Genomic DNA, 18,663 nt, shown 5'->3' on the forward strand with positions numbered 1-18,663 from the left:
GGTCTGGCATGCGGCACGCACTGCTTCTTTCTGTTTTCGTCATAGCATCCTGTGGCCTGGCTTATGAATTGGTCGCGGGGGCCTTGTCGTCCTACCTGCTCGGCGATTCGGTGATGCAGTTTTCAACCGTGATCGGCGCCTATCTGTTTGCCATGGGCGTTGGTTCGTGGCTGTCTAAATACATCGTGCGCGATCTGATCGGGATGTTTGTCCGGATCGAGTTGCTGGTCGGTTTGCTCGGTGGCTTTGCCGCATTGGGGCTGTTTCTCGCGTTTGTCTGGCTGCCGGCACCGTTCCGCCTGCTGCTTTACCTGGCGGTATTTTTGATTGGCGTGCTGGTCGGGCTGGAGATTCCCCTGGTCATGCGCATCCTCAAGCGCGAGATCGAATTCAAGGACCTGGTGTCGCAGGTCCTGACCTTCGATTACCTCGGCGCCTTGGCGGTCTCGTTGCTGTTTCCGCTATTTTTGGCACCGCACCTGGGAATGTTGCGCACCGGTCTGCTTTTCGGCTTGCTCAACGTTGCGGTGGCCTTGTGGGCTTTGCGCCTGTTTGCCGACCAGTTGCCGGCACGCCGCTGGCTGACACTGCAGGCGTGGGCGGTTTTCCTGTTACTGGCCGCAGGCTTTGCCGGCGCCGGGCGGCTGACTTCGCTGGCCGAGGCGCAGATTTACGCCGATGAGATCGTGCATGCCGAAACCACGCCTTACCAGCGGCTGGTGGTGACCCGCTGGCGCGACGATCTGCGGCTGTTCATCAACAATAACCTGCAATTTTCCTCGCACGATGAATACCGCTACCACGAGGCGCTGGTGCATCCGGGCCTGGCTGCCCTGCCCTGGGCACGGCGGGTGCTGGTGCTGGGTGGCGGCGACGGGCTGGCGGTGCGAGAAATCCTGAAATATCCCCAGATCGAGGCGGTGACGCTGGTTGATCTGGATGCAGCGATGACCGAACTGTTTGCGACCGCGCCGGCGCTAGTCGAACTGAATCAAGCGTCCCTGAGCTCGCCCAGGGTCAAGGTGGTCAATGCCGATGCCTTGGTCTGGCTGGAGCAGAATCGCGAGCATTTTGATTTCATCGTGGTTGATTTCCCCGATCCGTCGAATTTTGCCCTGGGCAAACTGTACACCTCGGCCTTTTATCGCCTGCTGGAAAAGCGCCTGGCGGCCAACGGCCTGATCGTGGTGCAGTCGACCTCGCCGCTTTACGCTCGCCAGTCATTCTGGTGCGTGGTGACGACGCTGGAGGAAGCAGGGTTGCAGACTGCGCCTTACCACGCGCTGGTGCCCTCGTTCGGTGAATGGGGTTACATCCTGGCTGGGCGGCAAAAAATGGCTTTTTCTACGGTCGACCGTGAGAAAACACGCTTTTTGACTCCGGAAACCCTGCCCGGGCTATTTGTTTTTCCGGCGGATATGGCTCGGCTCCCGGTTGAGCCGAATCGTCTCAACAACCAGGCGCTGGTGCGCTACTTCGAGGAGGAGTGGCGGCGGGTGATCCGTTGAGCCGGTGCCGGTAGCGGCTGCTCACCGGCCGCACTTATTCGGCTTGTGCGATCGCCGCGTGGGGCTTGATGAAAGCGATCAGTTCGTCGGCGGGCAGTGGTTTGCTGAACAGGAAGCCTTGCAGCAAGTCGCACTCCTGCTGCTGCAGGTAAGCCTGCTGCCCGGGAGTTTCGATCCCTTCCGCCACCAGTTCCAGTCCCAGCTTGTGGCCAAGGGCAATCGTCGCCGAGCAGATTGCGGCGTCGCTGTGGTTGCTTTCCAGATCCTTGACGAAAGAGCGGTCGAGCTTGAGCCGGCGGATCGGCATGTGCTTGAGATAGGCCAGCGAGGAATAGCCGGTTCCGAAGTCGTCGATCGCCAGGGTGATCCCGGTGGCGGCGATCTGGTGCAGCAGGGCCAGGGTCTTGTCCGGGTTCTGCATCACCGCGCTTTCGGTGATTTCGATTTCGAGATCGCCCGGCGCCAGGTCGTAGCACGCCATTGCCCCCTGAATCAGCAACAGCAGGTTCTCGTGGCGTAATTGCTGGGCCGAGACATTGATCGACATCCGGATGTCGAGCCCGGCATCGCGGAAGGCGCGGGCGTGGTGACAGGCTTCCCAGATCACCCAGTCGCCGAGCGGCTGCATCAGTCCGGATTCCTCGGCAACCGGGATGAAGCGGGCTGGCGAAACATTGCCGAGCTTGGGGCTGTTCCAGCGCAACAGCGCCTCCACTGCGCTGACTTTGCCGCTGCTGGCATCGATCTGGGGCTGGAAGTGCAGGCTGAACTCGGACAGGCCCGGGGCCATCGATGCGATTGCGTGGCGCAGGGTGTTTTCCAGTTGCAGGCGTTCGCCGGCGCTGGCGTTCATCTTCGGCGCATAAAACTGGTGATTGTTGCGCCCGGCCTTCTTGGCGTAATACATCGCCGTATCGGCATTGCGCAGCAGGGTGCCGGGGTCGGGGCCGTCGTCCGGGTAGAGCCCGATGCCGATGCTCGGAGTGGCGTAGAGGATGTGTTCGGCCACCTGATAGCTGTCGGCCAGGTTGCCTTGCAGTTTGGCGGCAATCCGGGCCGCGATCAGAGGGTCGTCGAGGTCGGGCAGCAGGACGACGAACTCGTCGCCGCCCAGGCGGGCAACCAGATCGGTTGAGCGCAGGGTTTGCCGCAGCCGGGTCGCGACTTTCTGCAGTAGTTCATCGCCGACATGGTGGCCGAGCGAATCGTTGATGTTCTTGAAGTTGTCGAGGTCGATCAACATCAGCGCCAGCTGCTTGCCTTCGCGGTCACAACTGGCAATTGCCTGTGACAACTGGGTTTCGAAGGCCATCCGGTTGGGCAGCCCGGTCAGCGGGTCGTGGTAGGCCAGATGCGTCAGGCGTGCGGTTGCTTCCTTGCTGGCCGTGATGTCGGTAAAGTTCGCGACGTAGTGGGTGATGACTCCGGCGTTATTGAAGATGGCTGAAATCGACAGCCACTTCGGGTACATGCTGCCATCCTTGCGTTTGTCCCAGATCTCTCCCTGCCAGCCGCCACAGCGCTGGAGTGTCCGCCACATCTCGCCGTAGAACTCGGGGGTGTTGCGCCCCGAGGCCAGCATGCCCGGATTTTGCCCGAGGACTTCCTCGGCGCCATAACCGGTCAGGCGGGTGAAGGCCGTATTGACGGCGATGATGCGATTGCCGGCATCGGTAATCAGTACCGCTTCCTGGCTCTGCTCGAAAATCCGTTGCAGAACGGCTTCGGGAAGCTCTTCAATGCTGGCGGGGAGAGGTTGGGCGAACATGCCTTTTGGATTAGACGTTGAACAGGAAGTTCATTACGTCGCCATCCTGGACAACGTATTCCTTGCCTTCGGCGCGCATTTTACCGGCTTCCTTGGCGCCGGCTTCGCCCTTGTAGGCGATGAAGTCGGCGAAGGCGATGGTCTGGGCGCGGATGAAGCCTCGCTCGAAGTCGGTGTGGATGACGCCGGCTGCTTGCGGCGCGGTATCGCCCTTGTGGATGGTCCAGGCGCGGACTTCCTTGACTCCGGCGGTGAAGTAGGTCTGCAGGCCGAGCAGCTTGTAGCCGGCGCGGATCAGGCGGTCGAGGCCGGCTTCGGAGAGGCCCATGGATTCGAGGAATTCGACCTTGTCGGCGTCTTCGAGATCGGCGATTTCAGCTTCGATGTTGGCGCACAGGGCGACCACTTCGGCGCCTTCGGCGGCAGCGTGCTGTTGTACTGCCGTCAGTAGCGGGTTATTGACGAAGCCGGTATCGGCGACGTTGGCGGCGTAGAGCACCGGCTTGGCGGTGATCAGGCAGAAAGGCTTGAGGCTGGCCCATTCTTCCTTGGAGAGGTCGAGGGCGCGCACCGGCTTGCCCTGGTCGAGCTGGGTCATGCACTTTTCAAGCACGGCAACCAGGATCTTGGCTTCCTTGTCGCCGGCGTTGGCCGGCTTCTTGTAGCGGTTCAAGGCCTTTTCCACGGTCGACATGTCGGCGAGGGCCAATTCGGTGTCGATCACTTCGATGTCGCGGATCGGATCGACGCTGCCGGAGACGTGTACCACATTCGGGTCGTCGAAGCAGCGCACGACGTGCACGATGGCGTCGGTTTCGCGGATGTTGGCCAGGAACTGGTTGCCCAGGCCTTCGCCCTTGGAAGCACCGGCGACCAGGCCGGCAATGTCGACGAATTCGACGATGGCCGGCTGGATTTTCTGCGGCTTGACGATTTCGGACAGTTGCTTGAGGCGAGGATCCGGGACTTCAACGATGCCGACGTTCGGCTCGATGGTGCAGAACGGGTAGTTGGCGGCTTCGATGCCGGCCTTGGTCAGGGCGTTGAACAGGGTGGACTTGCCAACATTGGGCAGGCCGACGATACCGCATTTGAGAGACATGGTGATTCCTTGAGAGAAAGTGGGCGAGCCGGGCGGCTTCAGGTCGGCTCGCGGCCTGCGGCTTTCGGCGGATGGCTCGCGCCGTGCAGATGTTGTTGGGCGCTGGCGTAATCGCCGGCGAGAAGGCGAGGCAGGGCCAGCTGGCAGCGGTGCAGGGCTTCGTCAATGGCCGGCATTTCTTCCTTGCGTGGCTGATGCAGCACGAAGTCGGCAACTTGTTGGGCCAGGCCGAGGCTGCGCGGATGGCCGATGCCGAGGCGCAGGCGCCAGAAATCGGCAGTGCCGAGCTTGGCCTGAATGTCCTTGAGGCCATTGTGGCCGCCGGTGCCGCCACCCTGTTTGATACGGATCGCGCCGGGGGCGAGATCGAGTTCGTCGTGAATGACCAGAATTTCGTCCGCAGTGATCTTGTAGAAATTGGCCAGTGCGGCCACCGCCTGGCCGGAGCGGTTCATGAAGGTGGTCGGCTGCAGTAGCCAGAGCTCACCGCTGCGCCCGGCCTTGCCGTAAAACTTGGTTTGCGGCGCCAGGTCAATGCGCAGTTCGGCGGCGATACGGTCGACCAGCCAGAACCCGATATTGTGGCGGGTGGCTTCATATTCCGGTCCGGGGTTACCGAGGCCGACGATCAGGCGGGGTGCGGGCATGCGGGATTCAACGGGCTCCGGCAGGAGCGGCAGGGGGTGAAATTTGCAAAGTCGCTAATATGCTAAATATCTGCGTGCTGTGCAAGGCGGGGTAACTGACTGCCTGCGGGGGCAACAGAAGGCGACTCGATGCCGTTGTTGCCGCAGCAGGTGGCAAAAAGCCGCCGGCGGTAAAAACCGGCGGCGGCCTTTCGGGATGCGGCGAGGATTACTCGGCAGCGGCTTCTTCAGCTGCGCCGCCCTTGCCGACGATGCCGACGACCACTTCGTCGCCATTGGCCAGAGCCTTGACGCCGGCCGGCAGCTTGACCTGGGAAACGTGGATGCTTTCGCCGGCCTTCAGTGCGCCGAGGTCGACTTCAACGAATTCGGGCAGGTCCTTGGCCAGGCACTGGATTTCCAGTTCGGTCATGACGTGGTTGACCAGGCCGCCGGACAGCTTGACGCCGGGGGCGGTTTCTTCGTTGATGAAGTGCAGCGGCACCTTGATGTGCAGCTCGTGGGTAGCGTCAACGCGCTGGAAGTCGACGTGATGCACGCGCAGCTTGTAGGCGTGAGCCTGATAGTCGCGCAGCACGACTTGTTCCTTCTTGCCATCAACAGAGATGTTGATGATGGCGGAGTGGAAGGCTTCCTTGCGCAGTTGCAGGTAGATTTCGTTGTGGTCCATCTCGATCATCACCGGGGCGGCTTCGCCACCGTAGATGATGCCCGGAACCTTGCCGCTGCGGCGCAGGCGGCGGCTCGCACTCGTTCCCTGCACTTGACGCGGTTGAGCGTTCAGATCGAATTGCATTGCAATACTCCAGATTGGATTCCTGACCCGCGACCAGGTCAGGAGGGTTGAAAAACAGAGCTTAGGATCAGGGTGCCTGGCGTTTGGAGCGGCTGGCTCAAGCTTCGGGCAGCCCGATCCTGGGTTTTAATCGATGAACAGCGACGAGACGGAGTCGTCGTTGCTGATCCGGCGAATGGTTTCAGCCATGATTTCGGCAACCGACAGCTGGCGGATACGCGGGCTGGCGGCGGCGTCGTCACGCAGGGTAATGGTGTCGGTAACGACCAGCGCGTCGAGGTCGGAAGTGTTCACGCGCTCGACCGCCGGGCCGGACAGCACCGGGTGGGTGCAGTAGGCGACGACCTGCTTGGCACCGTGCTGCTTGAGCGCGGTGGCGGCCTTGCACAGGGTGCCGGCGGTGTCGACCATGTCGTCCATGATGATACAGGTGCGGCCTTCGACTTCACCGATGATGTTCATCACTTCCGAGACGTTGGCCTTCGGGCGGCGCTTGTCGATGATCGCCAGGTCGCATTCGAGGCGCTTGGCCAGCGAACGGGCGCGGACCACGCCGCCGTGGTCAGGCGAGACCACCATCGGGTTTTCGTAGTTCTGCTTCTTGATGTCTTCGAGCAGGATCGGCAGAGCGTAGATGTTGTCTACCGGAATGTCGAAGAAGCCCTGGATCTGTTCGGCGTGCAGGTCCATGGTCAGGACGCGGTCGACGCCGGCTGCGACCAGCATGTTGGCGACCAGCTTGGCGGCGATGGGCACGCGCGAGGAACGCGAGCGGCGGTCCTGGCGGGCATAGCCGAAGTAGGGGATGGAGGCGGTGATGCGACCGGCCGAGGCGCGCTTGAGCGCGTCGACAACGACCAGCAGTTCCATCAGGTTGTCGTTGGTCGGTGCCGAGGTCGACTGCAGCACGAAAATGTCGCGACCGCGGACGTGCTCCTGGATTTCGACGCTGACTTCACCATCGGAGAAGCGGCCGACATTGGCGCGGCCGAGGTCGACGTTGAGATGTTTGGCGACGGCTTCGGCCAGTTTTGGATTGGCGTTGCCGGTGAAGACCATCAAGCTGTTGTAGGCCATGAGCAGATCCCGGGATTCATTCAGGACGTCGGCGTAAAGTCGCGGACGCAATGAAATTCGGGCAGGTTTTTAGGCCTGCCCGAAGGAAACTGGCTGGGGAAGAAGGATTCGAACCTTCGAATGCCGGAATCAAAATCCGGTGCCTTGACCAACTTGGCGACTCCCCAGTTGTTTCGTCAGTAGCGTTTGCTTGCTGACGAGGCGTGCATAATAGCTAGGCCTTTTAGGTTTGTCTACTCTTTTTTGAAAAAACTTACAGAGGCATCGTTTTTTTTGATCGTTGCCGGGTCAGCCCAGGGGCGCCAGCGGATGCTTGTCCAGCCCACTGGCGATCCAGCTTTCAGCTGTGGCGCCAAGTGCTGCCTGCGCTTGTTCGGCGGCGGCACGGCTGGCGAATGTGGCGAAGAGGCAGGCGCCGGAGCCAGTCATCAGTGCACTCGGGGCAATCCGGCGGAGTTGGGCAAGGGCTGTGGCAACGGCCGGAAAGCGGGCGCAGGCAACGGCTTCCAGATCGTTGTGGCCACAGCCCGGTTGCCATGTATCTGCGGCCATTGGCGGGGTATCCCGGCGTAGTTCGGGGGCGCCAAAAATGGCTGCGGTCGGTACGCTGGCTGGCGGTCTGACGATCAGGTAGGTTGCGGGCGGCAGTTCGAGGTCGGTGAATTGCTCGCCGATGCCCTCGGCGAAGGCATTGCGGCCGTGGATGAAGATCGGTACATCGGCCCCAAGAGGAAGGCCTAGGGTTTCCAGTTCCGCCCGGGTGAGCCCGGTTTGCCACAGCTGGTTGAGTGCGAGCAGGACAGTGGCCGCATCGGAACTGCCACCTCCCAGGCCGCCGCCCATCGGAAGCTGTTTGTTCAGATCAATGGTGACGCCCTGGCGGCAGCCGGTGGCTTGTTGCAGGCGGAGGGCGGCGCGGACGCACAGGTCGTCGGCCGGGGCGACGCCGGGGGTCGGGGTGGCGAGAACGATGGCGCCATCGGTGCGTGGGCTGAAACGCAGGCGGTCATGCAGGTCAATGAAGCGGAATACGGTTTGCAGCAGGTGGTAGCCGTCGGGGCGGCGACCGACGACGTGCAGGAACAGATTGAGCTTGGCCGGGGCCGGCCACTCGCTGTCCCAGTCGTAAATTGCCGAGGGGGGGCAGGTGGGAGTCAAGGTTCGCTCCTCCAGGTTTCGAGGCGCAGGCGCAGGTCGATCTGCTGCTGGCCGCTGTGAGATTGCAGGTCGAGGCGCTGGGGCAGGGCGTCAGGGTCTTCGTCGGCGTAGTCGTAGCTGATTTGCCAGCCGTTTTCGGCAATTTTCAGCGGTCGACCGTGGCGGTCGCTGGCCACGACCGGGCCGCGTGCCCTCAGCCAGTCGGCCAGGCGGCGCAGCGGCAGGCTGTGGCCGGTGACTTCCCGGAGCAGGGTTTCGCTGTCGGCGGCGGCATATTCGCGGCCATCGTCGGTGCGCAGGTGGCTGCGTTGAGGGCGGATCGTGATTTCGGCAATGCCTTGGCCGAGCGGTGTCATCAGCAGGATTTCAGCCTGCCCGGGGGCCTGCTGGAGCCAGCGCAACCGGCCGCTGGCCTGTTGTGCGGCAGCATCGGGGGGGCGGCTGGTCAGTGCAAAGCGGCCTTCCACGCTGAATGCCACCAATTGGCTGCGCGGCGGCAGCGGCATTTCACCCGGCGGCAGGGTCGAACAACCGCCGACCAGCAGGGCGGCCACGGCCAGCAGGCGGCGGATCAAGGCTGCAGCTTGCGCAGGGTATTGCGCAGCAGGTCGTTGTCCGGGTGTTGCTGGCTGGCTTCGCGCAACAGGCGGCTGGCTTCGTCGCGACGCTCCAGTGCCCACAGGACTTCGGCCAGGTGCGCGGCGATTTCAGGATCGGCCTTCAATGCGTGTGCCCGTTCGAGCAGTTCGCGTGCCTGGTGCAAATCTCCCCGGCGGTAATGCACCCAGCCCAGGCTGTCCATGATGAAGGGGTCGTCCGGGGCCAGCGCCAGCGCCCGGGCAATCAGACTCTGGGCTTCGTCGAGGCGAATGTTGCGGTCGGCCCAGGAATAACCCAGAGCATTCAGTGCGTGGGCGTGATCCGGTTTGACGCTAAGCAGGTGCTGCAGGCGGCTTTCGAGTTGATCGTGGCGACCCAGGCGTTCGCTGAGCAATGCCGCTTCATAGAGCAGTTCGGGGTTGTCCGGTGCCCGCTGCAGCGCGCTTTCAATCAGGTTCAGTGCTTCTTCGTGTTGCTGGGCTTCGCGCAGCAGTTGGGCTTCGGCGAGCAGGAGTTGGGTTTTTTCGCCGCTGTTGGTGCTGCGGGTTTCGCGCAGCATGGCCCTAGCCTCTTCCGGCTGACCTTGTTGCCATAACAGTTGCGCCAACCGCGAGCGGGCGGCGAGATACTGATCGCCCTGCGTGACCTGGCGGTAATGGCGGATTGCGATGTCTGGCTGCAGGCGGTCGTTGGCCAGCTGGCCGAGGAAAAAGTGAACGGTGCTCTTGTCCGGAAAATCGGTCTGCAACAAGTGCTCAAGCTGCTTGCGCCCGGTTTCGCTATCGCCTTGTTGCAGGGCCAGGATGGCAACCGGGTAGATGATTTCCGGGCTGTCCGGATGGTCACGCAGCAAGCGGTTAAAGTGAGCGCGCGCTTCGTCGTAACGTTTGACGCTGACGAGTAGTCTGGCCAGGGTCAGGCGGGCATCGCGGAGCCCGGGGTGGCGGCTGACAAATTCGAGCAGGGTGGCAGCGGCCTGCTCTGGCGACAACTCGGCTTGCAACTGGGTGCGCAACAGGGCTGCCGCTTCCCAGTCGGTTCGGCGGCTCAGCGCTTGCTCGATTTCGTCGAGGGCGCGCAGCCGGTCACCGGCGCTGGCAGCGGCCTGGGCCATCGCGAAGTGGGCTTCCGGCAGGCGGCGATAGGGCGCGGCGACACGGTCTACCAACTGCTGGACGGCTTTCTTGTCGGGATGCCGCAGCAGCATCCGGTTCAGGTGCATCAGGTTGCCGGCGAGGTTGGCCTGGTCCTGTTCGAGCAGCGCGCTCAGTTGCGGTGCCAGTTCGTCCAGGCGGTTGGCCAGTACCAGCAGCGACGAACGGGTTTGCCGGGCGCGCTGCGAATCCGGTTCGACACTGAGCCAGAGGTCCGACAGTTCGAGTGCGCGGTCGAATTGCCGGGCAAAACCGGCAACCTCGACGGCACGGGCGAGGACCTTGGGGTCGCGGGTACGTTGGGCCAGGTCGCTCCAGGCATCGAGGCCGAGGCGCAGGTCCCCGCGTTGCAGGGCCAGGTCGCCGAGCAGGGTCTGGAACACGGTGCGGGCCAGCAGGTCTTCGCCGCGCGGCTGCGCCTTGCGGGCCGCCGGCTTGGCCGGCGGGGGATCGTTGCTCGCAATGGCGCTGCCATGCAGCAGGGGCAGGACGAGGGCGAGAGCGGTGGCAAGGTACTTCTTCGGCGACATGAAAGTCTTTCGCGGGCGGTCAGGGTGTTCGTTAGAGCAGGAAAACCACGCAAGGTTTGCGATGTTACCGTGAACCGGTGGGCTGGATGCCGGCTGCCGGGGGTATTTACAATCCGGGGCGCGGCCGTTGGTCGTGATCAATTAGCCAGGAGTAAAAGATGCCGGAATTGCCGGAGGTTGAGGTTTGTCGTCGGGGAATCGAGCCGGAGTTGCTGGCCCAGCCGATACTGGGAGTGGCGATCCGGGCTCCGCGCTTGCGTCTGCCGATTCCCCCCGAATTGGCCGAGTGGTTGCCGGGTTGCTGCATCGCGGCGGTACGCCGACGCGGCAAGTATCTGCTCCTCGACTGCCGGCGTGCTGACGGTAGCGGTGGCACCTTGATCATTCATCTCGGGATGTCGGGACATCTGCGCTTTGTCGCGCCGGGCGATCCGGTCGGCAGGCACGATCATTTCGATCTGTGTTTGCCTGGGCGCATCCTGCGCCTTTCCGACCCGCGCCGCTTTGGTGTGGTGACCTGGCAACCGGGGGCACCGGAAGACAGCGCGCGACATCCCTTGCTGGCGGTGCAGGGGGTGGAACCGTTGTCCCCGGAATTTACGGTCGACTGGCTGGAAAGCGTATTTTCCCGTCGAGCCTCGCCCGTCAAGCCGGTCTTGATGGATAGCCATCTGCTGGTCGGAGTCGGCAATATCTATGCCTCGGAAAGCCTGTTTCGCGCCGGGATTTCGCCCTTGCGGGCGGCCAACCGGATTGCGCGCGGGCGCTTGGCGACGCTGGTGCAGGCGGTACAGGAGACCTTGAGCGAAGCGATCGCCGCCGGCGGCAGCAGTATTCGCGACTATGTTCATAGCGATGGCAGCAGCGGCTGGTTCCAGATCCAGGCCGCAGTTTATGACCGCGATGGCCAGCCCTGCCGCCGCTGTGCCGGGCTGGTCCGGCAGGTGCGCCAGGCCGGCCGCAGCACCTACTATTGCCCGGGCTGCCAGCGCTGAGCGGGGGCGGAACTGCGCGTCAGCGCAAAGTCGAAGCACAGTTGCGGCGAAGGCTCGGGTTCGGGCAGGTATTCGCCGAGCAAGGATGGCCATTCGGTTGGTTGCAGCAGGGTGGCGAACTCATCCTCGGGAAACTCCGCGTGTTCGGCCAGCCAGAAGGCGGCGGCTTCGCCTTGCAGCAACAGGGGCAGGCGTGGTTGCAGTCCGTGCGCCAGACCGATGGCTGGGGCGGTCAGTACGGCGCAAGTGCTGCCGGCGTGCGGGTGGTGGTCGAAGATGGCAGCGAGTAGCAGCAGTTCGCCATCGCGTTCCGCGATCCGCAGTTTGCGTCGCTGCCCCTCGCCGTCGGATTGCCAGCTCATGAAGGCGGTCGCTGGAATCAGGCAGCGCTTGCGGCGCAACAGGCGGTTGTAGAACGGGGTGGCGGCTAGGGTTTCTCCGCGCAGGTGGAGCAGCGGGCTACGCGGGCTCTGGTCAAGAAAATGTCCGACCAGTCCCCAGCGGGCATTGCTGGCCCGGGCACCGTCGCCGCCGCTGCTGATGATCAGCAGCGGTTCGCCAGGCGCCAGTTCGTCGTCGTCGGGCAGATCGCGGGCGCTGATCTGCAGGCGGCCGAAATGCCGGCTGATCTCTCTGACGCCGGCGTGCAGTTCGATACGTTCGCACATGGAGGGCTCCGGAAGAAAATAACCACTGTGTAAATTTACAGTAATTATCTGTGCCGCGAAAGAGCATTGATTCTCCGGATCCGCAAAATTCGGTCGGAGTTGCCCGGCTGTGCCGGTTTTTTCGCAAATTCACGGTCGACCGTGGTGCAGACGCGTTTCTCCGGGACGTGCCGGCTGTGCCCTTGGTCGGCTGCCGGGGTTTTGTTAAATTCGCTTCCTCTGCCTGTTTTTTGAAGAATCGTTCATGTCGCTCGCTCCCCGTTTTGCCGCCTATGCCGAATGGCGCACCCAGCTTGCTGCCCGGATCGGAGCCTTGCAGGACTGGTTGGTACGGAATGAACTGGCAGGGCCGCAAACTGCGCTGCGCTTTGCGCTGCTGCAGGATCGCCTGCGCGACGACAAGCTGACGGTCGCCTTTGTCGCCGAGTTTTCGCGCGGCAAGTCGGAACTGATCAATGCGATGTTCTTTTCCGCATACGGCAGCCGCATCCTGCCCTCCTCCGCCGGGCGGACGACGATGTGTCCGACCGAACTGCGTTGGGATGAAGGCAAACCGGCACAACTCGAACTGCTGCCGATTACCACTCGGGCAAGCAATCGCGGGGTCAGCGAGTTCCGCAATCGGAGCGAGGCGTGGACCGTGGTTACGCTCGATACCGGCTCGGCCAATGCCATGCAAGCTGCCTTGCGCCACGTTAGCGAGACCATCCGGGTTGCGCCGGACGAGGCGGCCAGCCTCGGCTTTGCGGTGGGCGAGGAGGCTTCCGACCTGTACCGGGTCGGCGCCGATGGCCTGGTCGAGGTGCCGCGCTGGCGGCATGCGCTGATCAATTTTCCGCACCCGCTGCTGCAGCAAGGCCTGGTGATCCTCGATACCCCGGGGCTCAATGCGGTTGGTGCCGAACCGGAACTGACCCTTTCGCTGTTGCCGAATGCCCATGCCGTGCTATTCCTGCTGGCTGCCGATACCGGTGTCAGTCAATCCGACCTGGTGATCTGGAAGGAGTACATCGGTGGTGCCGGCTTGCCGCGGGAAGGCCGGCTGGTGGTCCTCAACAAGATCGATGGGCAGTGGGACGAACTCAAAAGCCGCGCCGAAGTTGATGGCGAAATCGCCCGTCAGGCAGCCTCCTGTGCGGCCGTCCTCGGGTTGGCGCCGACGCAGGTCTATCCTGTCTCGGCGCAGAAGGCGCTGGTTGCCCGGGTCAATGCGGACCCGGCGCTGCTGCAGCGCAGCCGCCTGCCTTTGCTGGAAGAGGCCTTGTCGCAGGCCCTGATTCCGGCGCGGCGGCAACTCGTCGGCGAGCGGGTGGCCAGTGAATTCATGGCCTTGGCGGCTGGCGTGCGGACCTTGCAGGAATCGCGTTTGGCAGGCTTGCGTAGCCAGCTGGAAGAGTTGGTCGGCTTGCGCGGGAAGAATCAAGGGGTGGTCGAGTACATGATGGGGCAGATCGGCAGCGAAAAGGCGGCCTTTGAGGCCGGGCTGCAGCGCTACTACGCAGTGCGCAACGTGTTCAACAGCCATAGCGCCAGCCTGTTTTCCCAGCTGAATAGCGACAACCTGCGCCAGCTGACGCGGGAAACACGGTCGACCATGCTCGAAGCCAATTTTTCCAGTGCGCTGTCGGAGGCGATGAATGCCTTTTTTGCCCGCAGCCGTGAATTGCTGCTTGCCGCCGGGCGCGAAATCGACGAAATCCTTGAAATGATGGACGCTGTCTATCGCCGTTTTGCCAGTGAGCACGGGCTGAAACTAGGGGCGCCGACAGCCTTTTCGCTAAACCGCTACACGGCCGAGATCGACCGCTTGCAGAGTTGGTGCGATACCCATCTCAATACGATGCTGACCTTGCTGACACGCGACAAGAAAAACATCACCCAGAAGTTTTTCGAGGAGGTGGCGATTCAAATCCGGCGGGCTTTCGAGCAAGCCAACAAGGATGTCGAAATCTGGTTGCGGGCAATCATGGCGCCGGTCGAAACCCAGGTGCGAGAACATCAACTGCAATTGAAACGGCGCCTCGACAGCTTGCGCCGGATTCATCAGGCGACCGATTCGCTGGAAGAGCGGATCAGCGAGTTCGAGGCCGCAGAAGCCGCGCTCGCCCGTCAGATGGAAACACTGGACAGTCTGGCGGGGGAAATCGAGGCGCTGTTGCGGCGGAGTTAAGGTCTACGCCGTGCTGTTCTGTGTGGGCGTTGCCCACAGCTTGTCGAGCGCGGCATTCAGGCGGCGCACATCGAGCGGTTTGCCGAGGTAGTCGAGGAAGCCGGCCGCCTGGCCGCGCGCAATGTCGGCTGGCGTATTATTGGCGGTGACTGCAATGACCGGGATGTTGGCCCAAACAGGATTGGCTCCGAGGCGGTGCATGACCTCGAAGCCATCAATATCGGGCAGATTCAAATCCAGCAAGATCAATTCGGGCATCTCAGCACTGACCGCAGCCAGTCCGCTCAGTCCATCCTCAGCAATGCGGAGGCGGACATCGGGGCGTTTATCGAGGACCTTTTGCATCAGTTTGGCATTGATTGCGTTGTCTTCGATATAGAGAACCGAGTGGCAGACCTGCTCGCTGGTTGCGGTAAGTGCGTCGCCAGAGGTTGGGGCTGCCGGGAGTTCAAACCAGAAGGTGCTACCTTGCCCCGATTGGCTCTCGACCCCGATGGAGCCGCCCATGGCCTCGACTAGCCGCTTGCACAGCGCCAAGCCGATGCCGGTACCTTCAATCCCGCAATAGGCGCTTTCCAGACGCTCGAAGGGGCGGAACAGGCGTGCTAGTTGTTCAGTACTGAGGCCGCGGCCGCTATCTGTAATGCAGATGCGTGGGGCGTTGCTGTTGCCGCCATAGTGGATTTCGATCCGCCCACCTTGGCGGTTGTACTTGACAGCATTGGATAACAGATTGAGCAGGATTTGCTGCAGCCGCTGGCGATCACCATAGAGACGGATGTTGGGAACCGGTGCGAGCTGCAACTGCAGTTGCTGTGCTGGCAACAGAGGGCGGATGGCGTTCACGGCTGCAGTGATTTCGCTGTCCAGATCAAGGACCTCCGGGATCAGTTCGAGGTGGCCGCTTTCGATCCGGGAAAGATCAAGGATTTCATTGACCTGTGCCAGCAGCAGATTGCCGGCTTTGCGAATCTCCCGGACATCGTCGGCTTGTTCCGGGTTGAGCGTTCCCTCGGCCTCAAGCATCTGGCTGAAGCCGATAATTGCATTGAGCGGTGTCCGCAGTTCGTGGCTCATCCGTGAGAGGAACTCGGTTTTGGCCGCATTGGCACGGAGGGCGGCAGCCGTTTCCCGTTCGGCGATGTCTTTGGCGTCGCAGAGGTCGCGGGTGCGGGCCAGTACTTCTCCCTCAAGGTGATCGCGGTGGCGGCGTAACTCGTGGTCGGTATCGGCGATCTTTCCAAGCATGGCATTGAACTGCCTCACCAGGTGGCCAATTTCATCATCGGCAGGATAGCTGACACGCAGGTTGTAGTGCCCGGATTCGCGGATGGCAGCTGCCGTGTCGGCAATTTCCGCAATCGGTGCGATGATCAGGCGTTGCAAACGGCGGGCCAGAAACCAGGAGGCCAGCATCGCCAGACACATTGCCAGCAGGATCCCGGCGATCCGGCTGAGCTGTTCGTGGCGCATTGGGCGGAGATCGATCAACAAACTGAGTTCGCCGATTTGCTCTCCATCCAGGTTGACCGGATGTGACAGGCGAAGGAAGTTCGTCGGTAGCCAGCCAGGCTCTTCTGCCAGGTGGAAATTGCTGCGTGCAGCCAAGGTCTGTTGATCCTGCTCCTGCCGATCCACGGCCGCAAAGAGATAGCCTTCCGGCAGATAGATTCCGGCAGCCACGATGTCCGGGCGGTTGAGCAGGCTCTGCAAGTGGGTGCGAGCGCCAGCCGGGTCGGCAAAGGCCAGATAGGGCTGCACGGTATCGCTGCCGATGTCGAGCAGAACCTGAATGTCGGCATGCAGCTTTTTCTGGGTCCTGACAAACTCTTCGACAACTCCGAACAGGGCGATGATCAGGCAGGCAAAGCCGACTGTGAGCAAGCCAAAGCGGGTCAGGCGCTGGCGGATGGTTGCGGCACCAAGCATTAACGATTACCTCACACGCCAGGCAAGTCTGAGCAGGGCGGTCGGCAACTGGATCGCGGCGCGACGGGTCGCTTCCTGGCTGACTTCGAATTGCAGGCGGTTGTTGAGCAGAACCAGTCCAATCATCGCTCCCTGTTCTTGCGGATTTTCTCCAGAGGCAATGTTGAGTTGGTGGCGGCTTTCTGGCAAGAGACGGTAGCGCTCCGGGAGGTCGTGGCCGGCAACCAGTACGTGGCATGGCGCCAACGCTTCGAAACGTGCCGCAGTACGGATTTCCAGAGGGCGGTTGCGGACGGTGCGTCCGCGCAGTTTCTCCAGTTCTTCGGCGAGGCTGTCGTTGCCTCGTTCTCGAGTAAGAACGCAGAGGCGTAGCGGCAGGCCTTCCGGGAGCGCCTCCTGAGGCCATTCGGCATAGCGGACAATGTTGAAAATGAACGCTGCCTTGACCTCGCTTTCACTGTATTGGGCCCAGCCTGTGCTGGCAGCTCCCAGGAGCAGAGCCCAGAAGTAACCCAAGCGGAGGATCAAGGCCCGTGGATGCATTTGTCGGGCTGCCTCAGAAGGCTTGCCTGAATTGCAGGTAAGCACCGCGCGGCACGGAACTGGCAAGCGTATCTTGCCCAATTTGTTCCTGGTGGCTGGCCGCAAGAAGATTTTGGCCGACCAAGGTCAGCGTGCTGCCTGGACGGAACTGCCAGGACAGGCGTAGGTCAAGACGGCGATAGGCCGGGACTCCCCCATAAGCAGCAACCCAGTACCAGAAGGCGTCAAACTCCACGTTCTGGCTCAGCTTGAGTTGAGATTGCAGATTGAATTGATGGCGAGGGCCGCTGCGGGTATATGCACCGACCTGGTCTGTGTTGTCACGGCTCCCGGGGCGAGGGGTGGCGGAGAGTTGCAAGTGGCTGTATGCGGCGTTCACTCGCCAGTCGGCAGTGGCCTGCCAGGCGGCACTCAATTCGGCCCCGCGAGCTCTGGCTTCGAGCTGGTTGCCATACAGGTATGCCAGGCGAGGGAAGCTTGTTCCGGCGACAGGCTCAAGTGATCGCAGATTGTCGTATTCGTACTGGTAGACGGTGAAATCGTAGGAGAACCGGGGGCTGAGCAACTGGCGATAGCCGATTTCGGTGGCTTGCAGTCGCTGGCTGGCAAAATTCGGGGTGCCAAGTATTGAGAGCAGGGGCCAGCCGGTTAGATTTAGGGTGAGGTCACGGTCAGCGCGTGACGGGGTGTGGACGGTTTGCGACCAGGCTCCCCAGAGAGTGTGCTGAGGGGCGGGTTGCCATGCAAGGCGTACATTGGGCTGGGGTTCCCAGCCATTATTGGGGTGGTGTTCGAACTTGCTCCCCAGGGTCAGGCGCAAGCGCTCGGCAAGCGCGATTTCGTCCTGCAGGAATAGGTGGTAGCGCCGGTTTAATTGCCGCTGGTTACGGATGCTCAGTGTCGGATCGCTGGCAAGGAGCCAGTCGCTGACTTGCCGGTAGCCGGTTCCGATGACGATTTCGTGCGAGTGATGCGGCCGGAAGCGATGTTGCAGTTCGAGATCGGCTGTATCGATTTGCTGCTGCAGCACCTTTTCTTCCCGCTCGGCGCGGTCTAGGTAGACTTGCATCTGCCAGCTGGCGCCGTTGTCGAGTTCCCTCTGCCAGTGCAGTTGCAGGTGGCTGCCGCGCATCCCGGCACTTTCCGGCCAGCGGAGATTGCCCGCCAGCCCCGGGCGCGTGAGGATTGCGGTCTGCTGCAGGTTGCCTTCGTAGGCTGCGGCATCAATGCGCAAACTGTCGCTGCCGCTTTGATGATCGAGGCGAAATCCGGCGCGAATCGTATTCCAGGCATCGTGTGCTCGTCCGCCGGCGGTTGCCGGAAGCGCATCATGGTCGATTTGCTTGGCGTAAGCGCGCAGGAAAGTGTGTTCGCCCAACTGCCCCCCTTGACGCACCATGATGCTGCGCTCGTGGCTGCCTGTCGTGACGGTGGCCAGTCCGCCCTGGGTTGTCCCAGCATGACGGGTGATGATGTTGATCACCCCGTTTACTGCGTTGGCTCCCCAGAGCGTACCGCCTGGACCGCGAATGACTTCAATCCGCTCAATGTCTTCAAGCGGAGTGTCCTGGGCCTCCCAATAGACCCCGCCAAACAGTGGCGAATATAGGCTGCGGCCGTCCTGTAGCACGAGCAGTTGGCCCGACCAGCGTGCATTCATTCCGCGGATGCTGACTGCCCATTTGTTTCCATCAATCCTCGCTACTTGCACGCCGGGTACCAGGCGCAGGACTTCTGGCAGGCTGGTGGCTCCCGAGCGCCGGATGTCATCGCTGGTCAGTACGTGAATTGCGGCAGCGGCCTGGTCGGCGGGCTGGCTTTTTTTGCTGACCGAGGTAACTTCGATCCGCATCAGTTCCTCCAGCGACAACTGCAGCAGGTCTTCGGCACTAGCGGGGCATGCGGTCAGGCAGGCGAGACTCAGGCACGTGGCTGGGAGGTTGAGATTGATCACGGGTGTCAGGGCTATGCTTTTGTCTTAATTCTTCTTGGCATAATAAAGCCCGCATGGAGCGGGC

Annotated in this window: 15 protein-coding genes and 1 tRNA gene; 3 read left to right on the forward strand and 13 right to left on the reverse strand. The window is 62.2% G+C overall.

Annotation, left to right across the window (positions count from 1 at the left end):
• The first annotated feature begins 8 nt into the window (after positions 1–8).
• Positions 9–1,508 carry a polyamine aminopropyltransferase gene (locus VX159_RS02055; protein ID WP_371324329.1) on the forward strand — a complete coding sequence of 500 codons (1,500 nt, stop codon included), beginning with the start codon at positions 9–11 and terminating at the stop codon, positions 1,506–1,508.
• Between the two features lie 34 nt (positions 1,509–1,542).
• On the opposite strand, the gene VX159_RS02060 is transcribed toward VX159_RS02055, so the two are convergent.
• From VX159_RS02060 to VX159_RS02100, 9 genes are all read right to left on the reverse strand, one after another.
• Positions 1,543–3,276, reverse strand: coding sequence for a putative bifunctional diguanylate cyclase/phosphodiesterase (locus tag VX159_RS02060; RefSeq protein WP_371324330.1), 1,734 nt, complete (start codon positions 3,274–3,276; stop codon positions 1,543–1,545).
• 10 nt (positions 3,277–3,286) lie between these two features.
• The gene (ychF, locus tag VX159_RS02065; protein ID WP_371324331.1) at positions 3,287–4,378 is read right to left on the reverse strand and encodes a redox-regulated ATPase YchF; all 1,092 of its coding nucleotides are present in this window, start codon (positions 4,376–4,378) and stop codon (positions 3,287–3,289) included.
• Positions 4,379–4,416: 38 nt separating this feature from the next.
• Positions 4,417–5,025: an aminoacyl-tRNA hydrolase gene (pth, locus tag VX159_RS02070; protein WP_371324332.1), complete on the reverse strand. Its 609-nt coding sequence runs from the start codon at positions 5,023–5,025 to the stop codon at positions 4,417–4,419.
• Between the two features lie 208 nt (positions 5,026–5,233).
• Positions 5,234–5,821 carry a 50S ribosomal protein L25/general stress protein Ctc gene (locus tag VX159_RS02075; protein ID WP_371324333.1) on the reverse strand — a complete coding sequence of 196 codons (588 nt, stop codon included), beginning with the start codon at positions 5,819–5,821 and terminating at the stop codon, positions 5,234–5,236.
• 126 nt (positions 5,822–5,947) lie between these two features.
• Complete coding sequence (locus tag VX159_RS02080; RefSeq protein WP_371324334.1) at positions 5,948–6,898, reverse strand: ribose-phosphate pyrophosphokinase; 951 nt, start codon at positions 6,896–6,898, stop codon at positions 5,948–5,950.
• Between the two features lie 90 nt (positions 6,899–6,988).
• A tRNA-Gln gene (locus VX159_RS02085) sits at positions 6,989–7,065 on the reverse strand.
• A gap of 121 nt (positions 7,066–7,186) precedes the next feature.
• A complete protein-coding gene (ispE, locus tag VX159_RS02090; protein WP_371324335.1) occupies positions 7,187–8,056 on the reverse strand; it encodes a 4-(cytidine 5'-diphospho)-2-C-methyl-D-erythritol kinase in 870 nt (289 codons plus the stop codon).
• Positions 8,053–8,631: a lipoprotein insertase outer membrane protein LolB gene (gene lolB, locus VX159_RS02095; RefSeq protein WP_371324336.1), complete on the reverse strand. Its 579-nt coding sequence runs from the start codon at positions 8,629–8,631 to the stop codon at positions 8,053–8,055. The genes ispE and lolB overlap by 4 nt, the downstream gene beginning before the upstream one ends.
• Positions 8,628–10,340 carry a tetratricopeptide repeat protein gene (locus VX159_RS02100; protein ID WP_371324337.1) on the reverse strand — a complete coding sequence of 571 codons (1,713 nt, stop codon included), beginning with the start codon at positions 10,338–10,340 and terminating at the stop codon, positions 8,628–8,630. The genes lolB and VX159_RS02100 overlap by 4 nt, the downstream gene beginning before the upstream one ends.
• A gap of 158 nt (positions 10,341–10,498) precedes the next feature.
• Between VX159_RS02100 and mutM the strand changes: the two genes are divergently transcribed.
• A complete protein-coding gene (gene mutM / locus VX159_RS02105; protein ID WP_371324338.1) occupies positions 10,499–11,335 on the forward strand; it encodes a bifunctional DNA-formamidopyrimidine glycosylase/DNA-(apurinic or apyrimidinic site) lyase in 837 nt (278 codons plus the stop codon).
• Here mutM and VX159_RS02110 read toward each other — a convergent pair.
• Entirely contained in the window at positions 11,311–12,003 is a 693-nt protein-coding gene (locus VX159_RS02110) for an SOS response-associated peptidase family protein (RefSeq protein WP_371324339.1), read from the reverse strand. The two genes, mutM and VX159_RS02110, sit on opposite strands and share 25 nt — an antisense overlap.
• 244 nt (positions 12,004–12,247) lie before the next feature.
• Here VX159_RS02110 and VX159_RS02115 point away from each other — a divergent pair, with 244 nt between their 5' ends.
• A complete protein-coding gene (locus VX159_RS02115; protein WP_371324340.1) occupies positions 12,248–14,173 on the forward strand; it encodes a dynamin family protein in 1,926 nt (641 codons plus the stop codon).
• A gap of 3 nt (positions 14,174–14,176) precedes the next feature.
• Here VX159_RS02115 and VX159_RS02120 read toward each other — a convergent pair whose 3' ends face one another.
• The 3 genes from VX159_RS02120 to VX159_RS02130 are packed head-to-tail and all read right to left on the reverse strand — an operon-like array spanning position 14,177 to position 18,599.
• Entirely contained in the window at positions 14,177–16,102 is a 1,926-nt protein-coding gene (locus VX159_RS02120; protein WP_371324341.1) for an ATP-binding protein, read from the reverse strand.
• Between the two features lie 6 nt (positions 16,103–16,108).
• The gene (locus VX159_RS02125) at positions 16,109–16,645 is read right to left on the reverse strand and encodes a YfiR family protein (protein ID WP_371324342.1); all 537 of its coding nucleotides are present in this window, start codon (positions 16,643–16,645) and stop codon (positions 16,109–16,111) included.
• Between the two features lie 13 nt (positions 16,646–16,658).
• Complete coding sequence (locus VX159_RS02130) at positions 16,659–18,599, reverse strand: TonB-dependent receptor plug domain-containing protein (RefSeq protein ID WP_371324343.1); 1,941 nt, start codon at positions 18,597–18,599, stop codon at positions 16,659–16,661.
• Positions 18,600–18,663: the final 64 nt, after the last annotated feature.

Origin of the sequence: Dechloromonas sp. ZY10, from assembly GCF_041378895.1 — a bacterium.
Taxonomy (GTDB): Bacteria; Pseudomonadota; Gammaproteobacteria; order Burkholderiales; family Rhodocyclaceae; genus Azonexus; species Azonexus aquae.